The sequence below is a fragment of the Myxococcus hansupus genome (assembly GCF_000280925.3).
In the GTDB taxonomy this organism is placed as follows: domain Bacteria; phylum Myxococcota; class Myxococcia; order Myxococcales; family Myxococcaceae; genus Myxococcus; species Myxococcus hansupus.
In genome coordinates this window covers 6,651,491-6,672,659 of the sequence record NZ_CP012109.1, presented here as the reverse complement: position 1 = coordinate 6,672,659, position 21,169 = coordinate 6,651,491, and the positions used below count along the sequence as shown (strand labels likewise).

The following is a 21,169-nucleotide window of genomic DNA, read 5'->3' as shown; positions in this document are numbered from 1 at the left end:
CCGCTCCTGGCGCTGGAGCCCTCCGCTCGCTCCAGCGCCAGACGCACGGGGGTGAATCAGAGGCAGGTGACCAGGCCGTCGTAGATGGTGGTCTGGGTGCGAGGCAGCGTCGCGTAGAGCGGCGCGTTGCCGGCGAGCGCCGTCAGGAACTTCCGCATCGGGGTGTTCGGAGCCAGCGGCGCCTGGCAGCTCCAGGTCCGCGCATCCACCGTCACCGCGCCCGTCGTCGGGTCGACTTCCTCATTGCTGGCTGCGAAGACCCAGACGCACTGGCCAATCCGGCCCGTCTGGGCATTCACCGAACAGCGGAAGCGCAGCGACTCGATGTTGCTGTACTCGCCCTCGCAGAACGTGTCGCCACAGATTTCGTCGAAGTTCTGCTTGAGGTTGCGCGTGAGCTGGTACCACGCCTCGATGTCCGCTTCCGACGTCAGGTAGGCGGAGACGTCCACGAACTGATTGTCGACCTTGCTCTCGGACGCCAGGGCGGACATGGGGGCAAGGACAGACAGACTCAGGGCAGCAACGGAAGCCAGGGAGGAGAGGGTCATGGTTCCTATTTAGTCCCTCCTCCGTGTTTGCGAAGCCACCCCGAATGGGCTGACACGGAGATTTGACTGCAATCCGATAGGAATTCTCCATCCCTGGCGCCCCGGCCGAAGACCAGACCCTGGGGGCCTGGCCCTCGGCCGGGGGTTTGGCCGCCTCAGTCCTTCTTCAACTGGATCAACTCCCAGCCGCCGTCCGGATGGAGATTCATCGGGTTCGCGGTGCCCACGTAGAGCGCTTTGTTGTCGCCCACGAGGGTACGGACCCCGTAATTCGTGTCATTGCCCAGGCCCCTCAAGGACTCCGCCACCGCGCTCTTGTTGCGGTGCTCGAAGCGGAAGAGGTCCGCGCCTTGCTTCGGCAGCGCGATGTTGAGCAGCCGGAGGTAGTCGTGGTGGGCGCGCCGCGCGTCCTCGACGGAGGTGATGTCGGCCGCCACGGAGGGAGGCGTCATGGGAGGCAGTGGCATGCCTTCAATGGCCTCTTGCAGCCCCACGCGCGCAAGCTGGCTCCAGTCGAAGGTGCCCAGGTACAAGTCGTTGTCGAAGACCTCCAGCGACCAGGTATAGGCGTTGAAGAAGTTCCCCAGGCCCGAGGAGCCCCACCGGGGGTCGGGCTTCTCCAGCCGGTTGCGGTGCGCGGCGTCGAACCCGATGGTGTAGCCCTTCGCGCGGGGCGAGTAGATGGGCAGGTACTTCTCGCCATAAATCACGCGCACCGACTCGTTCCGGTTGCCCAGCTCATCGCTCTGGAAGACGGACGTGGAGCGGTGGGTGCCCAGCGCGGTGTTCAGCAGCTCGAGCCAGCCAAGGCTGCCATTGCCGTCCGCGTCGAGGTTGAGCACCCCCTCGGCGTGCGCGCCCACGGCCACCGACGTGGCGAGGAAGGGAACGTGCATCGTTCCCCAGTAGAGCCGGCCATCGAACGAGGCCACCGCGCCGCCTCCCGTGACGGCCGCGGCCAGCAGGTCCGGCTCGTAGTCGCGGATGTCCCAGACCTTGTCCCAGTCGTCGGCGTCCCTGTGATTCAGGCCGTTCTGCTCCAGCCGGGGGCTGCGCCACACGCCGGTGAACCGGGCCGTCTGCGGTGACAGCGGGGCGCCGGTGTTGAAGGTGGGCCACGTCGTCACGTAGATGCGGCCGGCGTGCTCCACCAGGTTGGCCACCTCCGCGTCCGTCTTGCCCACGACGTCGAAGTTGAAGAGGACCTCGTGGTTGGTGGACTTCCGGCCGCGCCACCGCAGGACGGCACCGCCCGGCGAATTGCCCTGCACCACGCTGTACGCCACGCCCGTGTAGAGCGCCCCGCGGACGTTCACCCATTCACGGATGTTGTTGAACTGGGGGAGGTTCTTCGCGCCGAGGAAGCCTCCGTCCCTGGCGTCGAACGCGAACAGGTTGATGCCCCGGATGAGGCTGGGACCGGCCAGGAAGACGACGCCGTCCTGCGCGCCCGCGGAGCGCAGGCCCACGGTGGTGCGCCGCAGCATGTCCGCCCAGATGGGCAGCTCGCCGTTGAGCGACGCGAGCTCCCGCGTGTCGAGCTTGTACCGTTGCAGGTCCGGCGGGCGGTAATCACCGGTGCCGGACTGGCTGGCGCCGAACTCGCAGACCCAGAAGGGGTTCTCCTGGGGCGTGGCGAAGCCGAGGAAGCCCTGCTGCACCAGGCACAGCGTGTTGGCCACCGTGCCGAAGTACAGGGACCTGTCCGCCTTGGCCAACCCCCAGACGTACGCCTGGTTGCGCTTGGGCTTCGTGCCAAGCAGGCACGGCGGCTGATTGATGGGGCCGCCAATGGCCGAGAAGCACTCGTCCACCTCCGCCTTCGCGAGCAGCGTTCGCTTCAGCTCTGGACGGGTCCAGATGCCCTGGTCTCCGTTGATGATGAAGCGCTCGTACGTCCAGAACTTCACCAGGCTCAGGGGAGAGATGCCGCCCACGCCGGCGGTGGGGTAGAGGTCCAGCTCCCATGCGACATCCTGCTCCGTGGGAACCTTGGGCAGGTCCGCATCCATGGCCGACGCGCTCGCGCTCTCGCTCGCCTGTGCCGTGTCGGTCTCCTCGGTTGGCAACTGCGCGCCACACCCCGAGAGCACCCACAGCCCCACCACGCCTGCCATTGCCTTCCAATCGTGACGCATCACCATCGACCCCCGTCTTCCGCGACGACCCACCGTGGACCCCGGGATGCCTGCCGTGGGCAGCCCGTCATCCAGCGTGAGCCACCTTGAGCAATCCGGGTGCCGAGGTGTGGGATGTCAAGGGAGGGAAAAGTGCCTCCACCACGGGGGCAGGCGAGTGCGCCCCGCCGGCCCTGGAAGGCAGGTGCCATGGTGATTGGCCAATGGCACCTCGAGAAGGCACTCCCCGCGGCTTCTCAGTGACGGACCGCGGGACCTCATGCAAGGTCACCCGGGACGCCTTTAGGGGAGAAAGGCGCCCTTCACCGCGTCGAGCAACGGATTGGCCCCCGTGGCTGGATCCGTGCACCCCTGGTTGAGGGTCCAGATGATGGTGCCACCGAATCCGTTGTCATGGGTGAAGGCGCCCTTGGCGGCGATGGCCTGAGGCGAGTCATACGAAATCCACCGCACGGTGCCGTCCTCCACGGGAACGTCGAAGGTGACATAGCTGGCCTGCGCCGCGTCGTCCCAGCGATAGGTGCCCGTCGCCGACAGCTCGAGAATCTTCTTGTAGGTAAAGGAGTTGTCGCTGCCCACGTAGTCGGACCAGTCCGTGTACGGCTGATAGGGACCGGTGATGTTTCGCCAGGCCATGCCATAGAAGGGAATGCCCATTCCCAGCTTCGCCTTGGGAATGCCCGCGTTCACCCAGGCATTGAGGCTGAAGGACACGGACGTGGGGTGGAGGCCCGACTCACCCTTCAGCGCGGACGTGTACCAGGACAGCCATCCACCCCAGGGCCCCGTCATCTCGTAGCTCATCACGTTCATCTGGTCCAAGGAGGGCGCCAGGTTGACGAACCACGGGTCCGCGTCCCCGGGGAAATTGCTGTTCACCCAGCCAATGGGCATGGTGAGCAGCATCTGCGGGCGGGCCGCGCGCAGCTCCTGAATCAGGGCCAGCAGGAACGGCTTGTCCGCGGGCTCCACCGGCTCCCAGTCGATGTCCAGGCCGTCATAGCCAAAGCTGTCCATGGCGTTGAGGAGGTTCTGGACGAAGCGCGCCCGGTTCGCGTTGGACGCGGCGCCCACCCAGCCATCGTGTTCACCCGCGCCGCCCACCATGATGATGGCCTTGCGGCCCGCTTCATGGGCCCGCCTCGACAGCGTGCGGGCAATGGCGGGGCCGTTCGAGTTGTCGAACTGCGTGTTCACCGTGCCGTCGGGGTTGGGCGTGACGCGGCCGACGAGGATGTGCGTCAGCGCGGAGAAGTCCACCTTCTCTGGCGGGTACATCTCCGCGTTCCAGCCGGTGTAGTAGCCGGACACCCACTTGCTGCCCAGGGGCGGCGGCGCGCGGGTCACGTTGACGGTGGCCACCGCGGACTTCGACGGGGCCGCCTGGCTCGTCGCCGTCACGTGATAGGTGCCCGCGGTCGCGGGCGCGGTGTACACGCCGGCCGCGCTGATGACGCCTCCCACGGAGCCTTCCTGGACGGACCACGTCACGGCGGTGTTCGTGCTGCCTGTCACGGTGGCGGTGAAGGTCTGTGTTCCTCCGGCGGGCACGGTGACGGAGGTCGGCTGGATGGCCACCTCCACTGGCGGCGGCGGCGCGGTCAGCCCGCGCACGCCCAGCTCATCGAAGTAGAGCGTGGACAGGTTCACCCCGCGCCCTTCCTGGAGGACGAGGCCCGTCAGCGCCGCCCCCTGGGGCGCCAGCAAGGACACGGGCACGTCACACGTCACCCACGCGTTGGCGCGGATGCGTCCTCCCGTGCAATACGGCCCCAATTCGGTGCCGGGGGTGAAGTTGCCGTTCACCACCGCCCTCGCGAGCAACACCGCGTTGGTTCCCGCGCTCCCGCCATGCACGCGCACCGTGAGCATCGCGCCGGGATTCGCGCTCAGCGGGGGCGTATTGAAATACAGCCCCTCCCAGGCGCGCATCGTCGTGGAGATGGAATAGCGACCCGCGGCCACCGGGGAGGTGTTCGTGAGCGAGCGCTGGGCCCATGAGTAATCCTGCCAGGGGGCTTCCATGACATCGCGGTAGATCCAACTCGTCATGACCGGAACGAGCTCGGGCGGTGCCTCGGTCTGCTCCGCCCGTGCTGCGTTTCCACCCGTGGCCATGACCATGGCCATCCATGAAACCAATCCTACGACCAACCGGTTCATTCGCTTCTCCTGTTGAGGCCCGCCGTCATTCATCAGGAAGACAAACAGGGTCGTGTCAAAGCGCCCCGCCGCCTGATTGAGATTGACGGGCCAAGAGCAACCTGGGGGAGGAGCCCTGCATGGCAAAGCCCTCCTGGAGGTCACTTCAATCACTTTCAATTCAACAGTCTGGATGCAATGAATCCCCAAGGCGCGGTGCGTCGAAGCAATGTCTCAATGTGGTCTCTCGGGATGCAGACAGCGATGGAATCCTGGCAGTCCCCCCGCCCTTCAACGCGTGGGTCTTGCCTCGTGAGGAGGTCGTGACATTGTTCGGATGGGATTGAGTGATGCCGTGTTGTGATTGTATGTCTATTGCGTGTCCACGCTGATGGGAAAAAGAAGCCCGGGACCACCACAGGGGTGGTCCCGGGCCAATGTCTGGCGCGGCCGGGTGGGGCTCAGCGCGGCGGCGCGGTGTGCGGGCCGTCCGCCAGTCCGGCGGTCACCACCTGGGACTGGGCGCCCGCCAGGTCCTCGTTCCAGGCGAACACGGAGACGCTGCCGGTCCTCGCCGCGCGGAAGGAGAACGTGCCTTGGGCCTGGGCGTTCGCGATGTCGAGTTCCGTCACGGTGGGGCCCTCGCAGTTGGCGTTGGCGAAGAACTGGATGCCGGCCGCGGCGGGGCCCAGCGCGGTGAGCGTGAGGCCCGTTTCGGCGGGCCGGGACAGGTTGCCGTCCGCGTCCTGGGCCTGGAGGATGAGGGGGCCGGAGCAGGCTCCCACGGCGACCCGTCGTGAGGGGGTGAAGAAGACCAGCGTCGAGGCGGCTCCCGCGACCACGTCCACGGAGAAGGTGGCGCCGGGGAGCGTCTCCGGGTCATACCCGGCCCCGGTGATGGTATTGGAGTGGATGATGTTGCCGGTGCCCAGGTCGGAGATGGCGGCCTGGTACACAAAACCGTTGGTGACCACGTCGTAATGAATCAGGTTGTCCACGACGGTGATTCGCGTGGCCGCTTGCGGTGGGCTCCCGCCCGCGGTGCCCTGCGCCAGATAGACGCCGATATCATTGTTGAACAGGGTGTTGTCGCGGATGGTGATACCCGATGAAAGCGGCCCCCCATGCAACGCACCGCCATGGACCAGGATGCCCGCCGCCACGCCGGAGCCCGTGTATGTGTTTCCGAAGATGGCGTTGCCCTCCAAGGTCCCCGTGGCGCCCAGGCCCAGTTGGATGCCCGCCTGCACGATGCTGCCAAGGGGGCCCGCGCCGATGATGCGGTTGTCGGTGACGTTCGCCACGACGGCGCCCGTGACGACGATGCCCGCCTTCTGGTAGCCCGAAAGGACGCTGTCCTGGATGTCGACGGTGTACGGCTCCGTCGCGGAGTCCGTGCCGCGCGCCACGATGCCCATGCCTTCCTGGCAGGCGCGGTCGCCCGTGCCGTGGCGGATGTTGAAGAGCTGCGTGCCGCTGATGCTGCCCGAGGCGTTGTCGTACAGGATGCCGGTGAGCACGTCGTCGCCGGTGTTGCAGGCTTCCGCGAACTCCAGCATCACCAGCGTCAGGTCCCTGTAGGACGCGCGGGGACCGCAGTTGCGGGCAATGGGCCCCACGAAGCGTGCCCCCGGTCCGCCCATGGCGGTGATGGCATGGCCCGCACCGTCGAGCGTGTAGCCGTCCGGGATGTAGAGCGTGGTGGGGGTGACGCAGTCTTCCATCAGCGTCAAGACGTCGCCTGCCTCGGACACGCGGCAGGGGATGAAGCCGCAGGTGGGCGCCTGGAAGACTTCATGAAGGGTGGGCGCCGCGCCGCCTGTTTCATGGGCGTGAATCTCTGCGGTGTCGCTGTCTGGGGCGAGCGACGCGTCCATGCATCCTCCCGTGGGAGCGGCGAGCGCCCCCGCGAGGATGGTTCTGAAATACATCCCATTCTTTCTGCCCATGCGGTGTTCCTTCCACTGCGCGGTGATACGTTGGAAGGGGCTGGATAATGTGAGTCCGTGCAGGGCGACATGGACTCCACGGACGGTGTTGCCTCTGGATGTGGACAGTCATTCGTGCTCCGGACCGTGTATGATGGTTTGAGCGTGACGGATGTGATTGCACTGCGACGGTTCGCAGGCTGGAAGACCGTGGGGAGATGCCGCGATGAAGTCCCTGGACACGCCGCGCTGGTTTCGTCTGGTGGGACTCATCCTGCTGGCCGCGGTGGGATGCAGCCTGGAGGAGTCCCCGCCCGTCGTGTTGGAGCCGTCCTCGGCGGCGCGGGTGTGGGTGGTGTTGCCGCGCTCCTTGGCGGCCACGCCCGTCGTGGAGGTCCGCGCCGCCCTCACGCCCTCGAATGGGGCGGAGGCCGGCGCCACGCTCGGCGGCGGTGAGGGGCTGTGGCAGGGGTTGGTGCGTGGGGTGGGCTCGGGGGAGGGCGCCCAGGTGAGCGCCACGGTGGTGGGGGAGGGGCGCGAGGTCGTCGCGCGGCTGGTCGTTCCGGGCGTGGCGCTGAAGGCCCATCGGACGGCCCTGGCGGTCCTGGTGCCTCGGCCGGTGGCTTCGGCGCCGCCTCCCGTGAATCGGGCGCCCTTCATCGACGCGGTGCTGGCGTCGCTCGCGGAGGTGCCGCCTGGAGGTCAGGTGTCACTCCGGGCCGTCGCGGAGGACGCGGCCCCTGGAGGCGCACTCGCGTTCGCCTGGCGCGCCTCGGATGGAAGCTTCAGCGATGCCACGCAGGCCGCGCCCGTGTGGACGGCGCCCGGGGTGTCGGGGCCCGTGTCGCTGACGCTGCAGGTGACGAACGCCGCGGGTGCGAGCGCCGTGCTCGACTTCGCGCTGCGGGTGGCCCGGGACCACGGTTTCGGCGTGGAGGCGGAGAGCCGCTTCAATCGCTCGCCGCTGCTGGTGGAGCTGGCGGCGCAGCCGTCGCGTGAAGTTCCGTTCGGGGACTCCGTCCAGCTCCAGGCGCAGGGCTGGGACGATGACGGTGACACGCTCACCTATGTCTGGACGGCGAGCTGTGATGGCACCTTCGACGACGCGGGGGCCGCCTCGCCGCGCTTCACGCCGGCTTCGCCTCCGGAAGGGGCGTGCGGGGCCTGCCGGCTCCGCGTCTCCGTCCGGGACGACTGGGGTGGAGCGCGGGAGGAATCCCTGGACCTGTGTGTGGTGCGGCGGCTGCCGCCGGTCATCGTCTCCACGGCCCAGTCTCAAGACGCGGCGGTGGGCGCGGACGTTGTGCGGCTCCAGGCGGTGGTGGAGGACCCGCTGGGGGAGGCCCTCACCTTCGCGTGGACGACGAACACGGGCCTGTTGGGGCCTCCCAGTCAAACGGGCTCGCTGGGCGAGGTGCGCTGGTCTGAGCCCTCGTGCGTGCCCTCGGACCGGGAGCCCACCGTGCGGCTCACCGTCACCAACGCCTCCGGGATGAGCGCGACGCACACCTACGTGATTCGCTGGGAGGGCCGTGGGTGCGGCGCGTTCGCGCCCTGCTCGGCGCGGATGGAGCGCGACCGGGTCGTCCTGACGGCGGACTGCATGACGGAGGGCACGGTGCATGTCCCGGACGGCTACACCTACGACGGTGCGGGGCACGTGGTGACGGCGGTGGACCCGGAAGGGGGCCGCTTCCTGGGCGCGGTGCTCCGCAACCGGGGGACCACGGCGCACGTCCACGACGTGACGGTGGACGCGCGCGGCCTGGCGGAATCCGCCTGTGACGGTGGAGAGGACGCGTTGAGCGGCATCCGGTTCACGGGGGCGAGTGGCTCCATCACCGACAGCCGGGTGTGGGACTTGCGCCAGAACGCGGAGCAGGGCGCCTGCCAGGAGGGCGTGGCCATCGAGGTGCGCAACGCCGTGGACGCGGCGGAGGTGCGGGCGGTGGAGGTCCTCCGCAACCACGTCTCCGGCTATCAGAAGGCGGGCATCGTGGGGTCGGGGCAGGTGGTGATGGCGGTGGACGACAATGCGGTGGAGGGCGGGGGGCCCAGCGCGCACATCGCGAGGGTGGGCATCCTCTTCAGCTCGGGCGCCACGGGGCGCGCGGTGTCGAACCGGGTGGTGGGGCACGCCTACACGGGCGCTGGCTTCGTGGCCTCGGGCATCCTGGTCGTGGGCGGGCCGCACGTGGGCGTGCCGCTGTGTCAGGGCATCGTCATTCGAAACAACACCGTGGAGGCGAATGACATTGGCATCGACCTGTCACAGGCGGCGGCGGGCGGCGGTCCGCTCGCGCACTCCACGGAGTTGGTCGTGGTGGAGAACACGCTGCACCATGACGCGGTGGTGAATGGCTATCCGTACCAGGCGGCCATCTCGGACCTGGGGGGCGCCAACCTCATCAGCCGCAATCGCATCAGTGGCGCGGGGTATGACCGGGCCACGGTTCCGGGCAGCACCTTCGACGTGGACGTGGTCGCTGGCGCGGCAGAGCAGGTGGCCTTCCTGACGCCCGCGCGCGAGCTGGCGGCTGGCGCATGCTCCGAGGCGCTGGTGGTGCAGAGTCAGGACCCGGTGGGCAATCTGGCCGCGCTGGCGTCGACCTCGCTGGTGGTGGAGGCCCAGGGCGCGGTTGGGAATGTGTCCTTCTTCCGGGATGCGGCGTGTACGCAGTCGCTGCCCTTGTTGGGCGACGGTAACGTGGTCTCCCTGGAGGGGCCCCAGCAGGAGAGCGTGTTCTACTTCCGCGCGGAGCAGGCCGGGGCCTTGGAGGTGCGCGTGTGGGGGGACGGCGTGAGCGCCACCCAGTCGCAGGTGGTGCGGTAGGGCGCTCGCGCCGGTGGTGGCGTGACACTGGCGCGCACGCAGGCCAATCGGGCCGCCTTCGAGGAGACGGTGCGGAACGCGGCGGACGGTCCGCGCTACCAGGTGCGGTCCGGCGCGCGTGTCCTCGGCATGCGCGCCCGCCGACTCGCACGTTGTGTTACTGGGTTGCAATAGTTTCTCGTGGTGGAGTTGCGCCACGATGCCCCACGAGAATGTCAGGAGTCCTCTCGCCTCGAACGCGTCTCCGCGAAGGACACGAAAGTCCGCGCTCCTCGCGATGACCGTCGGCTGTCTGCTGTCCACCGTTCCGGCGGGGGCTCAATCATTGGCCCCACTGCCACCCGCGCGCGCATGGTCGGGGAAGAGCGAGGCGCTGGTCGCCGCGCCGTCCCATCCGTGGCGCACGCCTGCTGAGCGTGCGGGTTTCGAAACCACGCCTTCCTATGAAGAGACGCGCGCCTGGCTCGAGAAGCTGGTCGCTTCGTCGCCGCTGTTGACCTTGCGGACCTTCGGGAGGACGCCCGAGGGCCGCGACCTGCTCTATGTCCGGGCGAGCAAGGGCGGCGCAGGAAAGCCGGTCGTGCTGGCCCAGGCCGGCATCCATTCAGGCGAGATTGATGGCAAGGACGCCGGGTTGATGTTGCTGCGTGACATCGCGCACGGCGGCAAGGAGACGCTTCTCGACCGCGTCGATTGGGTGTTCGTGCCCATCCTGAATGTCGACGGCCATGAACGCTCGAGCGTCTGGTCGCGGGGGCAGCAACGCGGGCCACGAGAGAAGGGCTGGCGTGGCACCGCCCAGAACATCAACCTCAACCGCGACTACGCGAAGGCCGATGCCCCCGAGACGCGCGCCATCATCGGACTGCTGCGTGAGTTGGACCCGGCGCTCTATGTCGACTTCCACGTCAGCGACGGTCCCGACATGCAGTACGACGTGACCTACACCTTCGCGGGGTGGGGAACCTATGCGCGCTCCAGCGCCATCACCGACTGGCTGGAGGGTCGGTTCAAGTCGTCGGTCGATGCGTCGCTGAGCTCGCAGGGGCACGTGCCCGGCGTCTATCCCAGCTTGATTGACGGGGACGACCCTTCGTCCGGCCTGCGCTTCTCACCCGAAGGGCCGCGCTACTCCACGGGCTATGGCGATTTCACCGGCATCCCGACGGTGCTGGTCGAGAACCATTCGCTCAAGCCGTACAAGCAGCGCGTCCTGGGGGCCTATGTCTTGATGGAGGCCGCGTTGCGTGTGGTCGGTACCGACGCGGCCGACATCGCTCGAGCCAAGGCCGCGGACCGTGCGGCCCGGCCTGAGCGGTTGATGGTGAAGTGGGAGCGGTTGACGAAGCCCATCGGCTCCATCGACTTCATGGGCATCCGCCATGAGCGCTATCGGTCTCCGGCCTCGGGTCGCGAGGAGGTCCGATGGACCGGCAAGCCCGTCACCACGCGCAGGCCCATCATTGGCCATCGGGAGAGCCTCTCGGTGGACATCCCGAAGGCCTGGTTCGTACCGGCGTGGGAGACCGAGGCCATCGAGCGCCTCGCGCTGCACGGCATCCGGTTCGAGACGCTCGACAGTCCCGTGACGCTGACGCTGGACACGGTGCGGCTGTTCGAGCCGAGGCTGGGCCCCGTGAGCGAGGGCCGGGTGCGGCTGCAGGCGAAGTTCCAACATGAACGGCGGCAGCAGACCGTGCCAGCCGGAACGGTGCGTGTCCCATCAGACCAGCCGCTGCGCTTGCTGGCCGCCGCGCTGCTGGAGCCCGAGAGTGATGATTCGCTGCTCGCCTGGGGCTTCTTTCCGCACATCCTCACCGAGGACAACTTCTTGGATGACTACGCCCTGGCGCCCATGGCGGACCGGATGCTCGCGGAGAACGCCGCCGTGCGCGAAGCCTTCGAGGCGAAGGTGAATGCGGACCCCGCCTTTGCGCGGGACGGCGCCGCGCGCCTGCGTTGGTTCTTCGAGCAGACGCCCTACCTCGATTCGCGCTACCGCGTTCATCCCGTCCTGCGGCAGGTGGACTGAGGCCGGCGCGCGGGACACGCCCCTGGCGCGGACCGCTACGCCAGGGCCCGCAGGCCGGCCCGTAGCGTGTCGACGTCGGTCTCGGCCAGCAGCCGCTGGGTCTCCTCGTTCATTCGCTCCCAGTGGGGCAGCGCGGCGCCGAGCAACTGGAGTCCGGCGTCCGTCAGCACCAGCAGCCGTCCTCGGCGGTCCGCGGGGTCGACCAGGGTCTTCAGCAGGCCGCGTTTTTCGAGCGGCTTCAGGTTGGCGGTCAGCGTCGTCCGGTCCATGGCCAGGAGTTCGGCGACAGGCCCGATGGACGGCGGCTGGGGGCGGTTGAGCGACATCAGCAGGGAGAACTGCCCGTGCGTGAGGCCCACGGGGCGCAGGGCCTCATCGAAGCGCCGGGCCAGGGCACGCGCGGCCTGCTGGACCGCCAGGCACAGGCAGTGGTCACGGACATGCAGCGTCGTTGCGTAGGGGACGGCTCTGGACATTGACGCGGGTCATTGTGTTGATATCAACCTTTCGTGTCAAAGCAGGGACGCCTTCCTGGAGAGATGCCATGGCCTATATCGACGGATTCGTGTGTGCGGTGCCCGCGGCGAACAAGGATGCCTACCTGAAGGTCGTTGTCGCCGCCGCGCCGCTGTACAAGGAGTTTGGCGCGACGCGCTACGTGGAGAACTGGGGTGAGGACGTCCCCGAGGGCAAAATCACGGACCTCCGGCGCGCGGTGAAGGCGCAGCCCGACGAGGCCATTGTCTTCTCCTGGGTTGAGTACCCCGACAAGGCGACTCGCGACGAGGCGAACGAGAAGGCGTTCAGCGACCCTCGGATGCAGGCGCTGGGCGAGCAGATTCCGTTCGATGGGAAGCGGATGATTTACGGTGGCTTCGTCCCCAGCTTCCATGCGCAAGGAGAGGGAAAGGCCGGCTATGTCGATGGTTCCCTCGTCCCTGTTCCGAACGGGAACAAGGAGGCCTACCAGGCCATCGCGTCCCGGTTCGCCGCGGTGCTGCAAGCGCATGGCGCGCTGCGTGTCGGTGACGCATGGGGAGATGCCATTCCGGATGGCGTGGTCACGGACTTCAAGGGCGCGGTGAAGGCCACCGGCGACGAGCAGGTCGTCTTCGCCTGGGTGGAGTGGCCTTCGAAGGAGGCTCGTGACGCGGGGTGGGGGAAGGCCATGTCCGACCCGCGCATGCACTCCGACGCCGTGCCTTATGACGAGAGCCGCCGGGCGTTTGGCGGGTTCGTGCCGCTGCTGGACGAGACGTTCGCGACGGGCGCCAAAGGATAGACAGGAGCGTCTATTCCGAGAAGATGACAAGGCCATGGGAAGACGGGTGGCGTCCTGGACACCGCCTGTCGCCTGAGGTCGAATGGTATGGCAGGAAGAGGGGGAGGCTTCGCGAGTCCTCCGGCAAGTCCGCGCGCATTGCCAGTCCTTCATCGGGTTTGCCATGACTTCGACCCCAGCCGGCCCCGCCTACACCCTCCAGACGTCACGTACCTTGATTCGTTGCTGGTCACCCGGTGACGCCGTGCGTGCGCTCCGTGCCATCGAGGCCAGCCTGGAGCACCTTCGCCCGTGGATGCCGTGGGCGGCGCAATACCCGATGAGCGTGGGGGAGCAAGCCGTTACCTTGCGGCGCTTTCGTGGCCTCTTCGACCTGGGGCAGGACTTCACCTACGCCGTCTTCGACCGCAGCGGGACGGAAGTCCTGGGCGGCTCGGGCTTGCACCCACGTGTAGGAGAGGGTGCTCGGGAGCTGGGGTATTGGATCGCCGCCGACCACATCGGCAAGGGGCTGGCCACGGAGGTCTGCGCGGCGCTCACGCGCGTGGCCTTTGAACTCGAGGGCATTCGCCGCGTCGAGATTCACTGTGATCCGCGCAACGTCCGAAGTGCCGCCGTGGCTCGGAAGCTCGGCTTCACGCACGAGGGCACCCTGCGCAAGCGGCTGATGGCGCCCGACGGCGTGCTGCGCGACACGATGGTCTGGACGTTGCTGGCGGAGGACTACCCGGCCAGTCCCGCTGCCACCAGCGAGCTGGAGGCGTTCGACGTGCTGGGGCAGAAGCTGTTGTAGGCCCCCGCCTCAGGGCTCCGTCTTCTCGGCGGTGGCCGTGGCGGCCTTCTCCGGGCTCTCTGGCGGCGGGGTGTCGCCTTCCGGCGTCTCCTCCAGCGTCACGTCCCGAGGTGGGGAGACCCAGACGCCCACGGTCGTGCCCCGCGGTGAGCTCAAGTCGATGGGGCCCCCGGGTGTGCCGACCTGGATGTAGCTGCAGCCGCAGAGGGTGACGAGGAGCGTGGCGGCGAGGATGCGCATGCGGTGGTCCTCCGTGAGTGGCCGCGAGCATTCAACCGCGAGTTCTGGCTGGGATTCCACGGTCCATGAGGGCCATGCACGAGGCGCGAGGGTGGTGACTGCGAACATCAGCAGGGAGCGCAGTCACCAGTCCTCGGCCACCAAGGCCCGTGCCGCGGTCTCCTCCAGCAGCGGCTGGGTTGAGGGATTTCAGCAGGTTGTCGGACGGGTGGGGGTGAGGTGAGGGCTGGCACGACGCCTGCTTTACGTGTCGGCATCCACCCTGAGCCGAGGACCTCACTCATGGCGCTCTCCCCCGTTTCCCGTTCGTGCGTTTCCAGCCCTTCCTTTCAGCGCGCCTCCGGAGTCGAGCGCCCCGCGAATGGCGGGCCGTCCGCCACGGGCTCCCGGCAGCTCGAGCCGCTGCGCCAACTGCTGCAGATGGATGGCTTCGATGGGCCGCAGGGGGCCGCGAAGGGGAACGGCGTGGAGGCGCTGGCGCAGAACTTCGCCCGGCTGGCCCAACTGCTGACCGACGTCACGCGCGTCCTGGGCGCCGAGGGCGCTCAGCGTCCACAGGGCGGTGCCTCGCCCGCGGCCGATGTGAAGGGCCTCAACGCCGCGTCCCTGGGACGGGGTGTGGACCGGTTCGACTCCGCTCCGGCGGCTGCACCGGCCACCGCTGCCGCACCGGCCGCGCCGGTTGCGCCCGTCGCCGCCGCCGCGCCGACCGCGCCCTCCGCACCCGCCGCTGCTTCGGCCGCACCGCAGAACAAGCCTGTCGCGAGCGTCGGGGACTCGCAGGGTGTGCCGAAGAACGGCAACACCATCACCTTCAAGAACGACGGCACCACGCCGATGACCATCAAGTTCACGCCCAACGCAGGGGAGAAGGAGCTCGACTCCATCACCCTGGAGCCGGGCAAGACGCAGACCGTCCCCTTCCCGGAGAACTGGTCCGGCAACTTCCGGAGCACGTCGGGGGATGGCAGCGCGGCCACGCTGGGCGAGGTCAAGTTCGACGGTGGCTTCGGCAAGACGTACTACGACGTGAGCTACATCGAGGGGCACAACGCCTCCATGACGATGCAGCCCGAGGAGGGCGGCCGGGTGTCGGGGACGCACGACGACCTGCTGTCCGCGGCGCCGGACGCCATCAAGGCGCGCAACGCGGATGGCTCCGTGTATGGCATCAAGAAGAGCACCACCTCCAACGTGCTGGACTCCAACGTGGTGGACTTCTACCGGAAGCACGTGGGCGCCGATGAGGGCTACGTCATCCCCACCGACGACGCGAGCACGCTGGGCAGCAGCGACAAGAACCTCGTCGTGAGCATGAAGAACCTCGTCTGAGTGGCACTCGCGGCGGGCGCCACGGGTTTACTGCCGGGGTGCTCGCCAGCGGTGTTGCGCGTTCAGGTACCACGGCGCGTTGATGACGACGACGTGAGGCCCGCCGCGAAACAGGAGCATCATCTTCAAGAGCGTGGCGGTGTGGCTCGGGATGATGAAGTGGTGCCAGCGGCGCTCGACGAGCTCGGGCACGAGCACCGCGATGAACCGGTGCGGATGCGCGTCCGCGAGCCCCCGGACATAGCCAAGCAGCGGATCCACCAACTGCCGGTAGGACGGCACGAGCACGTCCAGCCGGGGCACGGGGCGCCCCGCGGCCCGGAGCGGCGCGGCCACCTGCCACTCCCAGCGCTGCTCCAACCGGTCCGGCGCGTCCGGTTGGCCGCGGACCTGGACGGCGTAGACGTCAGGGGACATGGACAGCGCCAGGTGAAGTCCCTTCTGCGTCACATGGTCCAGTCGCCGCAGGGGCACCACCACGATGGGCGCGGCGAGCCGCTTCACACAAATCGGGTGATGGGACTCCGTGGCGGCCCGGACGCGCTCGAAGTGGCGTCGGCACGACTTGAGCAGTGAATACCCCAGCGGAATGAAGACGACGGTCAGCCACGCCCCTTCGGAGAACTTGGCCGTGGCCACCACGGCCAGGGCCACCGCGGTGCAGGCCGCGCCCACGCCGTTCACCCACTGAAAGTGCCGCGTGGCGTGTCCACCCATGCGACGCCAGTGCATCACCATGCCGAGCTGCGACAGGGTGAAGGCCGACAAGGCCCCCACCGCGAACAACGGAATGAGGTGGTCCGTCACGCCTCGGAAGAGGATGAGCAGGACCGCGGCGAGCAGGGCCAGGGTGATGATGCCGGTGGAGTAGACGAGCCTCCGGCCCACGTGGGCGAAGGCCGCGGGCAGGTTGCTGTCGAGCGCCAGCGCCCTGCACAGGCGAGGGAAGTCCGCGAAGCTGGTGTTGGCGGACAGGCACAGGGCGCACACGACCGCCGCCAGCGTCACGTAATAGAAAGCGCCGCGCCCGGTGACCGCCGCGACCACCTGCGACAGCACGCTCTGGTACCCGGGCTGGCCCGGCGTCGTCGCGCCAATCCCATACGCATGGCACATCCACGCCATGCCGCTGAGCAACAGGACGAGCAGCCCCACGATGCCCATCAGGGTCCGCTGGGCCTTGCGGACCCGGGGCTCGTGGAAGAGGGGGACGCCGTTGCTGACGGCCTCGATGCCCGTCATGGCGGTGCAGCCACTGGCGAAGGCGCGCAAGAGCAGCCAGGCGCTCGCTGTCGCGGTGCTCGCGGGGAGCAGGGGCGGCGGCGCGACGGGGAGGGGATGGCCTCCCGAGGACAGCACCTTCCAGGCGCCAATGAGCACGGTGATGCCCAGGCAGCCGACGAAGAGGTAGGTGGGGGGGAGGAAGGCCGCGCCCGCCGTGCGAATGCCGCGCAGGTTCACCACGGTGAGCAGGCCCAGCAAGGCCAGGCACAGCGACAGGGTATGGGGAAAGAGGCTGGGGACCGCCGAGACGAGCGCCCCCACGCCGGCGGAGATCGCCACCGCGACGTTGAGCACGTAGTCCAGGGCCAGCGAGGCGGCCGCCAGCAGCGCGGGTCTCAACCCCAGGTTCGCCCGCGCCACGGAGAACGAACCGCCCCCGTCGGGATAGGCGGCGAGCGTCTGCCGGTAGGAGAACTGAACCACGAGCAGCAGCGCCACGATGACGCCAGTGATGAACCCGATGTACCGCGGCCCCGCGCTGCCCAGGACCATCAGGACCGTGAGCGCGGCCTCGGGCCCGTACGCGGCGGAGGCCAGCGCATCGAGCCCGAGCACGGGGATGCCAGTCGCCGGACCCAGCTTTTCCTCTTCCGCCTGCTCGTTCGGAATGGGCCTGCCGAGCAGCAACTGCCGCAAGGACATGCCTGAAAGGTAGTACCGGGCGGAAGGTCGCGCGGCCAGGCGGCGGACCGTGCGCTGGTGCCAGCGTGGGCCCTGCCTCCCATCCAGGACGGCGAGTCGCCCCTCACGGCCCGGGGGCCACCTTCACGGCTCCTCGGTCGTCCCCCCGCTGGGCGGAGACTGGATGTTCTGGGGCGTCGCGAGCTGGATGCTGCCCGAGGGGGCGATGACGACGTCGCCGTCGCGACACGCCACGAAGAGCCGTCCATCCGGCAGCATCCCGGACCGCAGCGGCGCGCCCGGGAGGGCTTGCCAGGGCTCCGCGACGAAGGCGTCGCCACGGGGCGTGAGTCGGTAGAGCATCCCGGCGCTCTCGAAGGTCGTGCCATGCCTCGTCACGGCGATGGGGTACTGCCCGAGCATGTGGACGCCGACGGTGTTGTGGGGAATCAACGTTCGCGGCGGCGAGGCTTCCTGGACATGGACCAGCTCGCCGCCCCACTCCGCGCGGTCGTTGGCCTGCAAGTAACCGTTCGCGACCGGCACGCGGCAACTGGGGTTCGCCACACGAGGCTTCAACCGGGAGGTGTCGGCCGCGGCGTCGCGGGCCTCTGGCGGGCGGGCATGGGCCATGAGCGCCTCGGGGCAGGGAACGAGCTCCGGTGCGAGCGGCTCACGCGACCGGGATTGCATGGCGGGGAGCCAGTAATACTCGAGCCGATGCTGTCCCACGAAGGGCTTGATGTCCTTGCGTGCAATGGCCGTGGCCGCCTTGGAGGCGCTGGCTCGCACCGGGGGCGCCCAATGCGTGGCGGCAATCTCGCGCAGGGGCTCGAGCGCCTCCGCCGCATGGAGTCTTCCGAGCGTCTCCGCGGCGGCCAGGCTGACCCGCCAGTCCAGGGGACTCTCCAGCAGGGCCACGAGCGGGGCTGTCGCCTTCCGGTGCTGGAGCGCGCCGAGCGTCTGCGCCGCCTCGAAACGGAGGATGGGGTCCTCGTGGGCGAGCACCTCCGTCACCGCGTCGCCGGCGGCCCGTCCCTTGTCGAAATGGCGTGAGAGGTCCTTCAGGATTCGCGCCGTGGGCTTCGTGCGCAGCTTCGCGATGAGGAGGTGGACCTCGGCGGGCGCGTGCAACCGGACGAGCGTGGTGTCCACGGAGCCGCGCAGGGCCTCATGCTCCCGCAGCGTCATGAGCGTGGGAACGGCCGGGGTCGCGGCGTCGCCAATGCACCCGAGCAGCTCAATTGCCCGGGCCCGGTTCTCGGGAGGTGCGTCGTGGCCGGTCGCCACGGAGGTCAACACGCGGACCGCGGGTTGCGCGTGCGGACCCATCCCCTCGAACACCTGACACGTGGCATCCGCGAACCGCGCGGCGAGGGGCTGGGGCCGGCGGAACGTCTCGGCGAGGTGCACGGCGGCTTTGCCATGGGCCAGGACCAGCGCGTCGATCACCTGCGTGTTCCGGAGCGGCGTCTCCAACAAGTCCTCGACCAGGAAGGCGATGGCGCGCGGCGTTCCAACACGGGCGATCGCGGGAGCAATCCATTCATCCCCCTTCCTTCGGGCTTGGATGAGCGGGTCGAGGTGCTCCTCGGTGAGGCCGTCGAGGTCCCGGAAGACGTAGCCCGCGAAGTCGCGCAGGGGCTCCGAGTCGCTGTTGAGCAGCGGCAGCAGATGGGGAATCGCCGCGGCGCCGTGGGCCTGGATCTCCTGGGCAAGCGACTCCTCTGAAAGAGAGAGTCCTTTGGCATCCGTCACCACGTAAGGCATTCGCTCCAGGAGCGCTGGAAGCGGCGTCGGGGTGGGGGACCTGGGGGCGGTGCCCATCGCGAGCACCGTCAGGGCGCCAAGGATGCTCAGGTTCATTTTCGTGTCCCCCCGCGCCCCCAGGGGCGCTTCCGGCCCGCCAGGGCAGTCTGCTGTCGGATGCCTGGGACTTCACCACGGCGGGTAACTGAAAGGCCATGAGAAGCGTTTGTCCCGGTCACCTGGGTGCGCGGAGGTCTCGGGTATCTCATTTGCCCTCCCAGCGCGCCCGCCGTGTTGCTCCGGGCGCGCCGGGCGGTGCCCCACAGTAGGTCGTGGTTTTCCCCACGACGCTCGCGGGGGCGTGAAACCTACCTCCCCTGGGGAGTTCATGTGTCACGGGCCTGTCGCCCTGCTTGTTCCCCCTGGTGGCACAAACAGTGAAAACGCCGCGACCGAGTCCTGCTGGCTCCTGAACGAGGTCGAGACAATGCGGATGCTGAAGAAGCGCGAGTGGGTCGCGGCGGTGTGTGCGGTGGTGATGGGCGGCAGCGGTGTGGCGAACGCCCATGACCTGATTTGCGAAAAGAAGGTGAATGACAAGTCCGTGGACGTGGCCAGGTCCTATCCATTCACTGCGAACTACAGCTTCAAGGTCACCAACGTTCACCCCACGTTGCCGTCCGTCCTGCTGACGGCGACGGACGATGTGCTGACCAGCGAGGGCTTCACGTTCTCGCCGCCGCCGCCGGTCAGCATCCCGGTCAATGGCTCGCTGACGTCGAACTTCGCGCTCCAGATTGGCAACTACGAGGAGTGTGTCGCCATCGCGGCGAAGGACGGGCTGGCGGACACGCACATCGACAACACGTTCCGGGTGACGTTCGATCTGGGCTCGGCGATGTGCTCGGCGCGCCTGACGTGTGAGCGGGAGCAGCCTCCTCCGGTGGAGTGCATCGCCGCGACCCGGACGCTGGGCTTCTTCAGCACCCGCATCTTGACGGTCACGCAGTGCCTGGCGCTGGGCCCCATCAACCTGGGCGCCATCGGCACCATCGTCACGCTTCCCTCCGCGGAGGGCATCCTGTGGGGCAGCCCGGCCATGTACCCGGCGGGTGGGATGCGCAGCCAACTGGACCGGCTCCGCTTCCTGCTGGCGCGTCAGACGCTGGTGGGTATCTGCAACCAGCGCCTGTTCGGTGCCACGCCGACGCCGTCGTCGCTCCTGACGGACGCGGTGGCCGCGCTGAACACCACGGACTGCTCTCTCATCTCCTCGCTCATCGACCCCGTGGACACCTTCAACAATGGCTGTGATTCGTATCCGCTGCCCGCCAACTTCATCCCGGGCCCCGCGACGCCGCAGGCCGCGCAGGCGATCGCCGTCGACCCGACCTCCAACTCCGGCCAGACCTGCTCGGACGTCAGCGTTCGCTGATTCATTCACAGACACCCTTTCCATTCCAAGGAACGATTCGCCATGAAAAAGTTCATGATGTCGACGTGCGTTTGCGCGGCCCTCGCCCTGACGGCCTGCGGTGGAGACAGTGACCGGCTCGACTCCGTCCAGGACACGCCACCCGCGCCCACCGGGCCGGTCCAGACCGCGGATGGCCAGCGCTTCGAGCTGCGGCTCCGCGGCGCCTCGGTGGAGGGCTATGAGAAGCTGGAGCTCCCCATCGGCTCCGTGCGCGTCTCCGCGGAGGGGGCTCCGCTCAAGGTGGAGCTGACGCAAGAGCGCGTGGACGTGGCGGGCGCCGACCACGCCCCCCTGGTGGCCTACTTCTACGTGCCGGAAGGCGTGGAGAGCGTCCGCGTGACGTTCCAGACGGAAGGGCTCGGCGGCTACTCCCAGGCGGAGCGCTCTGGCTACATCGACGCGAGCGTCGCCCCGGTGACCTTCGAGGCGCCCGTGCACGAGCTGGAGCTGCGTGGCCGCGCGGTGGTGCAGTTGGACGTGGCGCGCTCCTTCGTGGACATGGGAAGCCACCGCCTGCTGCTCCCCAACGGCATCGTCAACTACTGAGCCTGCTTCTCTCGGGGGCGCCCCATTGGCCAAGGTCCGCTTGACTGTCAGTCGCCCATGCCACATATGACGTGGCATGAGGCGCGACAGTCGGCTCTCCGTCGCCCTGCATGTCCTCCTTCACCTTCGACGAAGCCGCGGCGCTGTTCATGCGACGCCCGCGGGGCCTGTCCGTGGCGAACCTGGGGCGCCGTGTCTGTGTTCGTGATGCCCGCGCGATG

General features: G+C 68.4%; 15 protein-coding genes. 7 read left to right on the top strand and 8 right to left on the bottom strand.

Going from position 1 to position 21,169, the window contains the following annotated elements; genetic code table 11:
* Window positions 1–56 precede the first annotated feature (56 nt).
* From A176_RS25980 to A176_RS25965, 4 genes are all read right to left on the bottom strand, one after another.
* The gene (locus A176_RS25980; protein ID WP_002639313.1) at window positions 57–551 is read right to left on the bottom strand and encodes a hypothetical protein; all 495 of its coding nucleotides are present in this window, start codon (window positions 549–551) and stop codon (window positions 57–59) included.
* Between the two features lie 155 nt (window positions 552–706).
* On the bottom strand, window positions 707–2,668 hold the full coding sequence (locus tag A176_RS25975; RefSeq protein WP_044889416.1) for a hypothetical protein: 1,962 nt from the start codon (window positions 2,666–2,668) through the stop codon (window positions 707–709).
* A 303-nt stretch (window positions 2,669–2,971) separates the two neighbouring features.
* Window positions 2,972–4,852 carry a glycosyl hydrolase family 18 protein gene (locus tag A176_RS25970; protein ID WP_002639311.1) on the bottom strand — a complete coding sequence of 627 codons (1,881 nt, stop codon included), beginning with the start codon at window positions 4,850–4,852 and terminating at the stop codon, window positions 2,972–2,974.
* 440 nt (window positions 4,853–5,292) lie between these two features.
* Window positions 5,293–6,708: a right-handed parallel beta-helix repeat-containing protein gene (locus tag A176_RS25965; protein ID WP_002639310.1), complete on the bottom strand. Its 1,416-nt coding sequence runs from the start codon at window positions 6,706–6,708 to the stop codon at window positions 5,293–5,295.
* 277 nt (window positions 6,709–6,985) lie between these two features.
* Between A176_RS25965 and A176_RS25960 the strand changes: the two genes are divergently transcribed.
* Window positions 6,986–9,592 carry a right-handed parallel beta-helix repeat-containing protein gene (locus A176_RS25960; protein ID WP_002639309.1) on the top strand — a complete coding sequence of 869 codons (2,607 nt, stop codon included), beginning with the start codon at window positions 6,986–6,988 and terminating at the stop codon, window positions 9,590–9,592.
* Between the two features lie 277 nt (window positions 9,593–9,869).
* Window positions 9,870–11,624 carry a M14 family metallopeptidase gene (locus tag A176_RS25955; RefSeq protein WP_044889417.1) on the top strand — a complete coding sequence of 585 codons (1,755 nt, stop codon included), beginning with the start codon at window positions 9,870–9,872 and terminating at the stop codon, window positions 11,622–11,624.
* A 35-nt stretch (window positions 11,625–11,659) separates the two neighbouring features.
* Here the strand turns inward: A176_RS25955 and A176_RS25950 are convergent, their stop codons facing one another.
* Window positions 11,660–12,100 carry a MarR family winged helix-turn-helix transcriptional regulator gene (locus tag A176_RS25950; protein ID WP_002639306.1) on the bottom strand — a complete coding sequence of 147 codons (441 nt, stop codon included), beginning with the start codon at window positions 12,098–12,100 and terminating at the stop codon, window positions 11,660–11,662.
* Window positions 12,101–12,168: 68 nt separating this feature from the next.
* On the opposite strand from A176_RS25950, the gene A176_RS37650 reads away from it, so the two are divergent.
* Window positions 12,169–12,906, top strand: a complete 738-nt coding sequence (locus A176_RS37650) for a DUF1428 domain-containing protein (RefSeq protein ID WP_002639305.1) — start codon at window positions 12,169–12,171, stop codon at window positions 12,904–12,906.
* Between the two features lie 163 nt (window positions 12,907–13,069).
* Window positions 13,070–13,699, top strand: a complete 630-nt coding sequence (locus A176_RS25935) for a GNAT family N-acetyltransferase (protein ID WP_044889497.1) — start codon at window positions 13,070–13,072, stop codon at window positions 13,697–13,699.
* 9 nt (window positions 13,700–13,708) lie between these two features.
* Here the strand turns inward: A176_RS25935 and A176_RS25930 are convergent, their stop codons facing one another.
* A complete protein-coding gene (locus tag A176_RS25930; RefSeq protein ID WP_002639303.1) occupies window positions 13,709–13,939 on the bottom strand; it encodes a hypothetical protein in 231 nt (76 codons plus the stop codon).
* Window positions 13,940–14,221: 282 nt separating this feature from the next.
* Here A176_RS25930 and A176_RS39150 point away from each other — a divergent pair, with 282 nt between their 5' ends.
* On the top strand, window positions 14,222–15,271 hold the full coding sequence (locus tag A176_RS39150; protein WP_002639302.1) for a glycoside hydrolase 64/thaumatin family protein: 1,050 nt from the start codon (window positions 14,222–14,224) through the stop codon (window positions 15,269–15,271).
* A 27-nt stretch (window positions 15,272–15,298) separates the two neighbouring features.
* Here A176_RS39150 and A176_RS25920 read toward each other — a convergent pair whose 3' ends face one another.
* Together A176_RS25920 and A176_RS25915 are read right to left on the bottom strand one after the other, a co-directional pair.
* A complete protein-coding gene (locus A176_RS25920) occupies window positions 15,299–17,197 on the bottom strand; it encodes an APC family permease (protein ID WP_002639301.1) in 1,899 nt (632 codons plus the stop codon).
* Between the two features lie 123 nt (window positions 17,198–17,320).
* On the bottom strand, window positions 17,321–19,042 hold the full coding sequence (locus tag A176_RS25915) for a HEAT repeat domain-containing protein (protein WP_002639300.1): 1,722 nt from the start codon (window positions 19,040–19,042) through the stop codon (window positions 17,321–17,323).
* 370 nt (window positions 19,043–19,412) lie between these two features.
* On the opposite strand from A176_RS25915, the gene A176_RS25910 reads away from it, so the two are divergent.
* Window positions 19,413–20,360 (top strand): hypothetical protein, encoded by a 948-nt coding sequence (locus A176_RS25910; RefSeq protein ID WP_002639298.1) that lies wholly within the window; start codon window positions 19,413–19,415, stop codon window positions 20,358–20,360.
* Window positions 20,361–20,402: 42 nt separating this feature from the next.
* On the top strand, window positions 20,403–20,948 hold the full coding sequence (locus A176_RS25905; RefSeq protein WP_044889418.1) for a hypothetical protein: 546 nt from the start codon (window positions 20,403–20,405) through the stop codon (window positions 20,946–20,948).
* The last annotated feature ends 221 nt before the right edge of the window (window positions 20,949–21,169 follow it).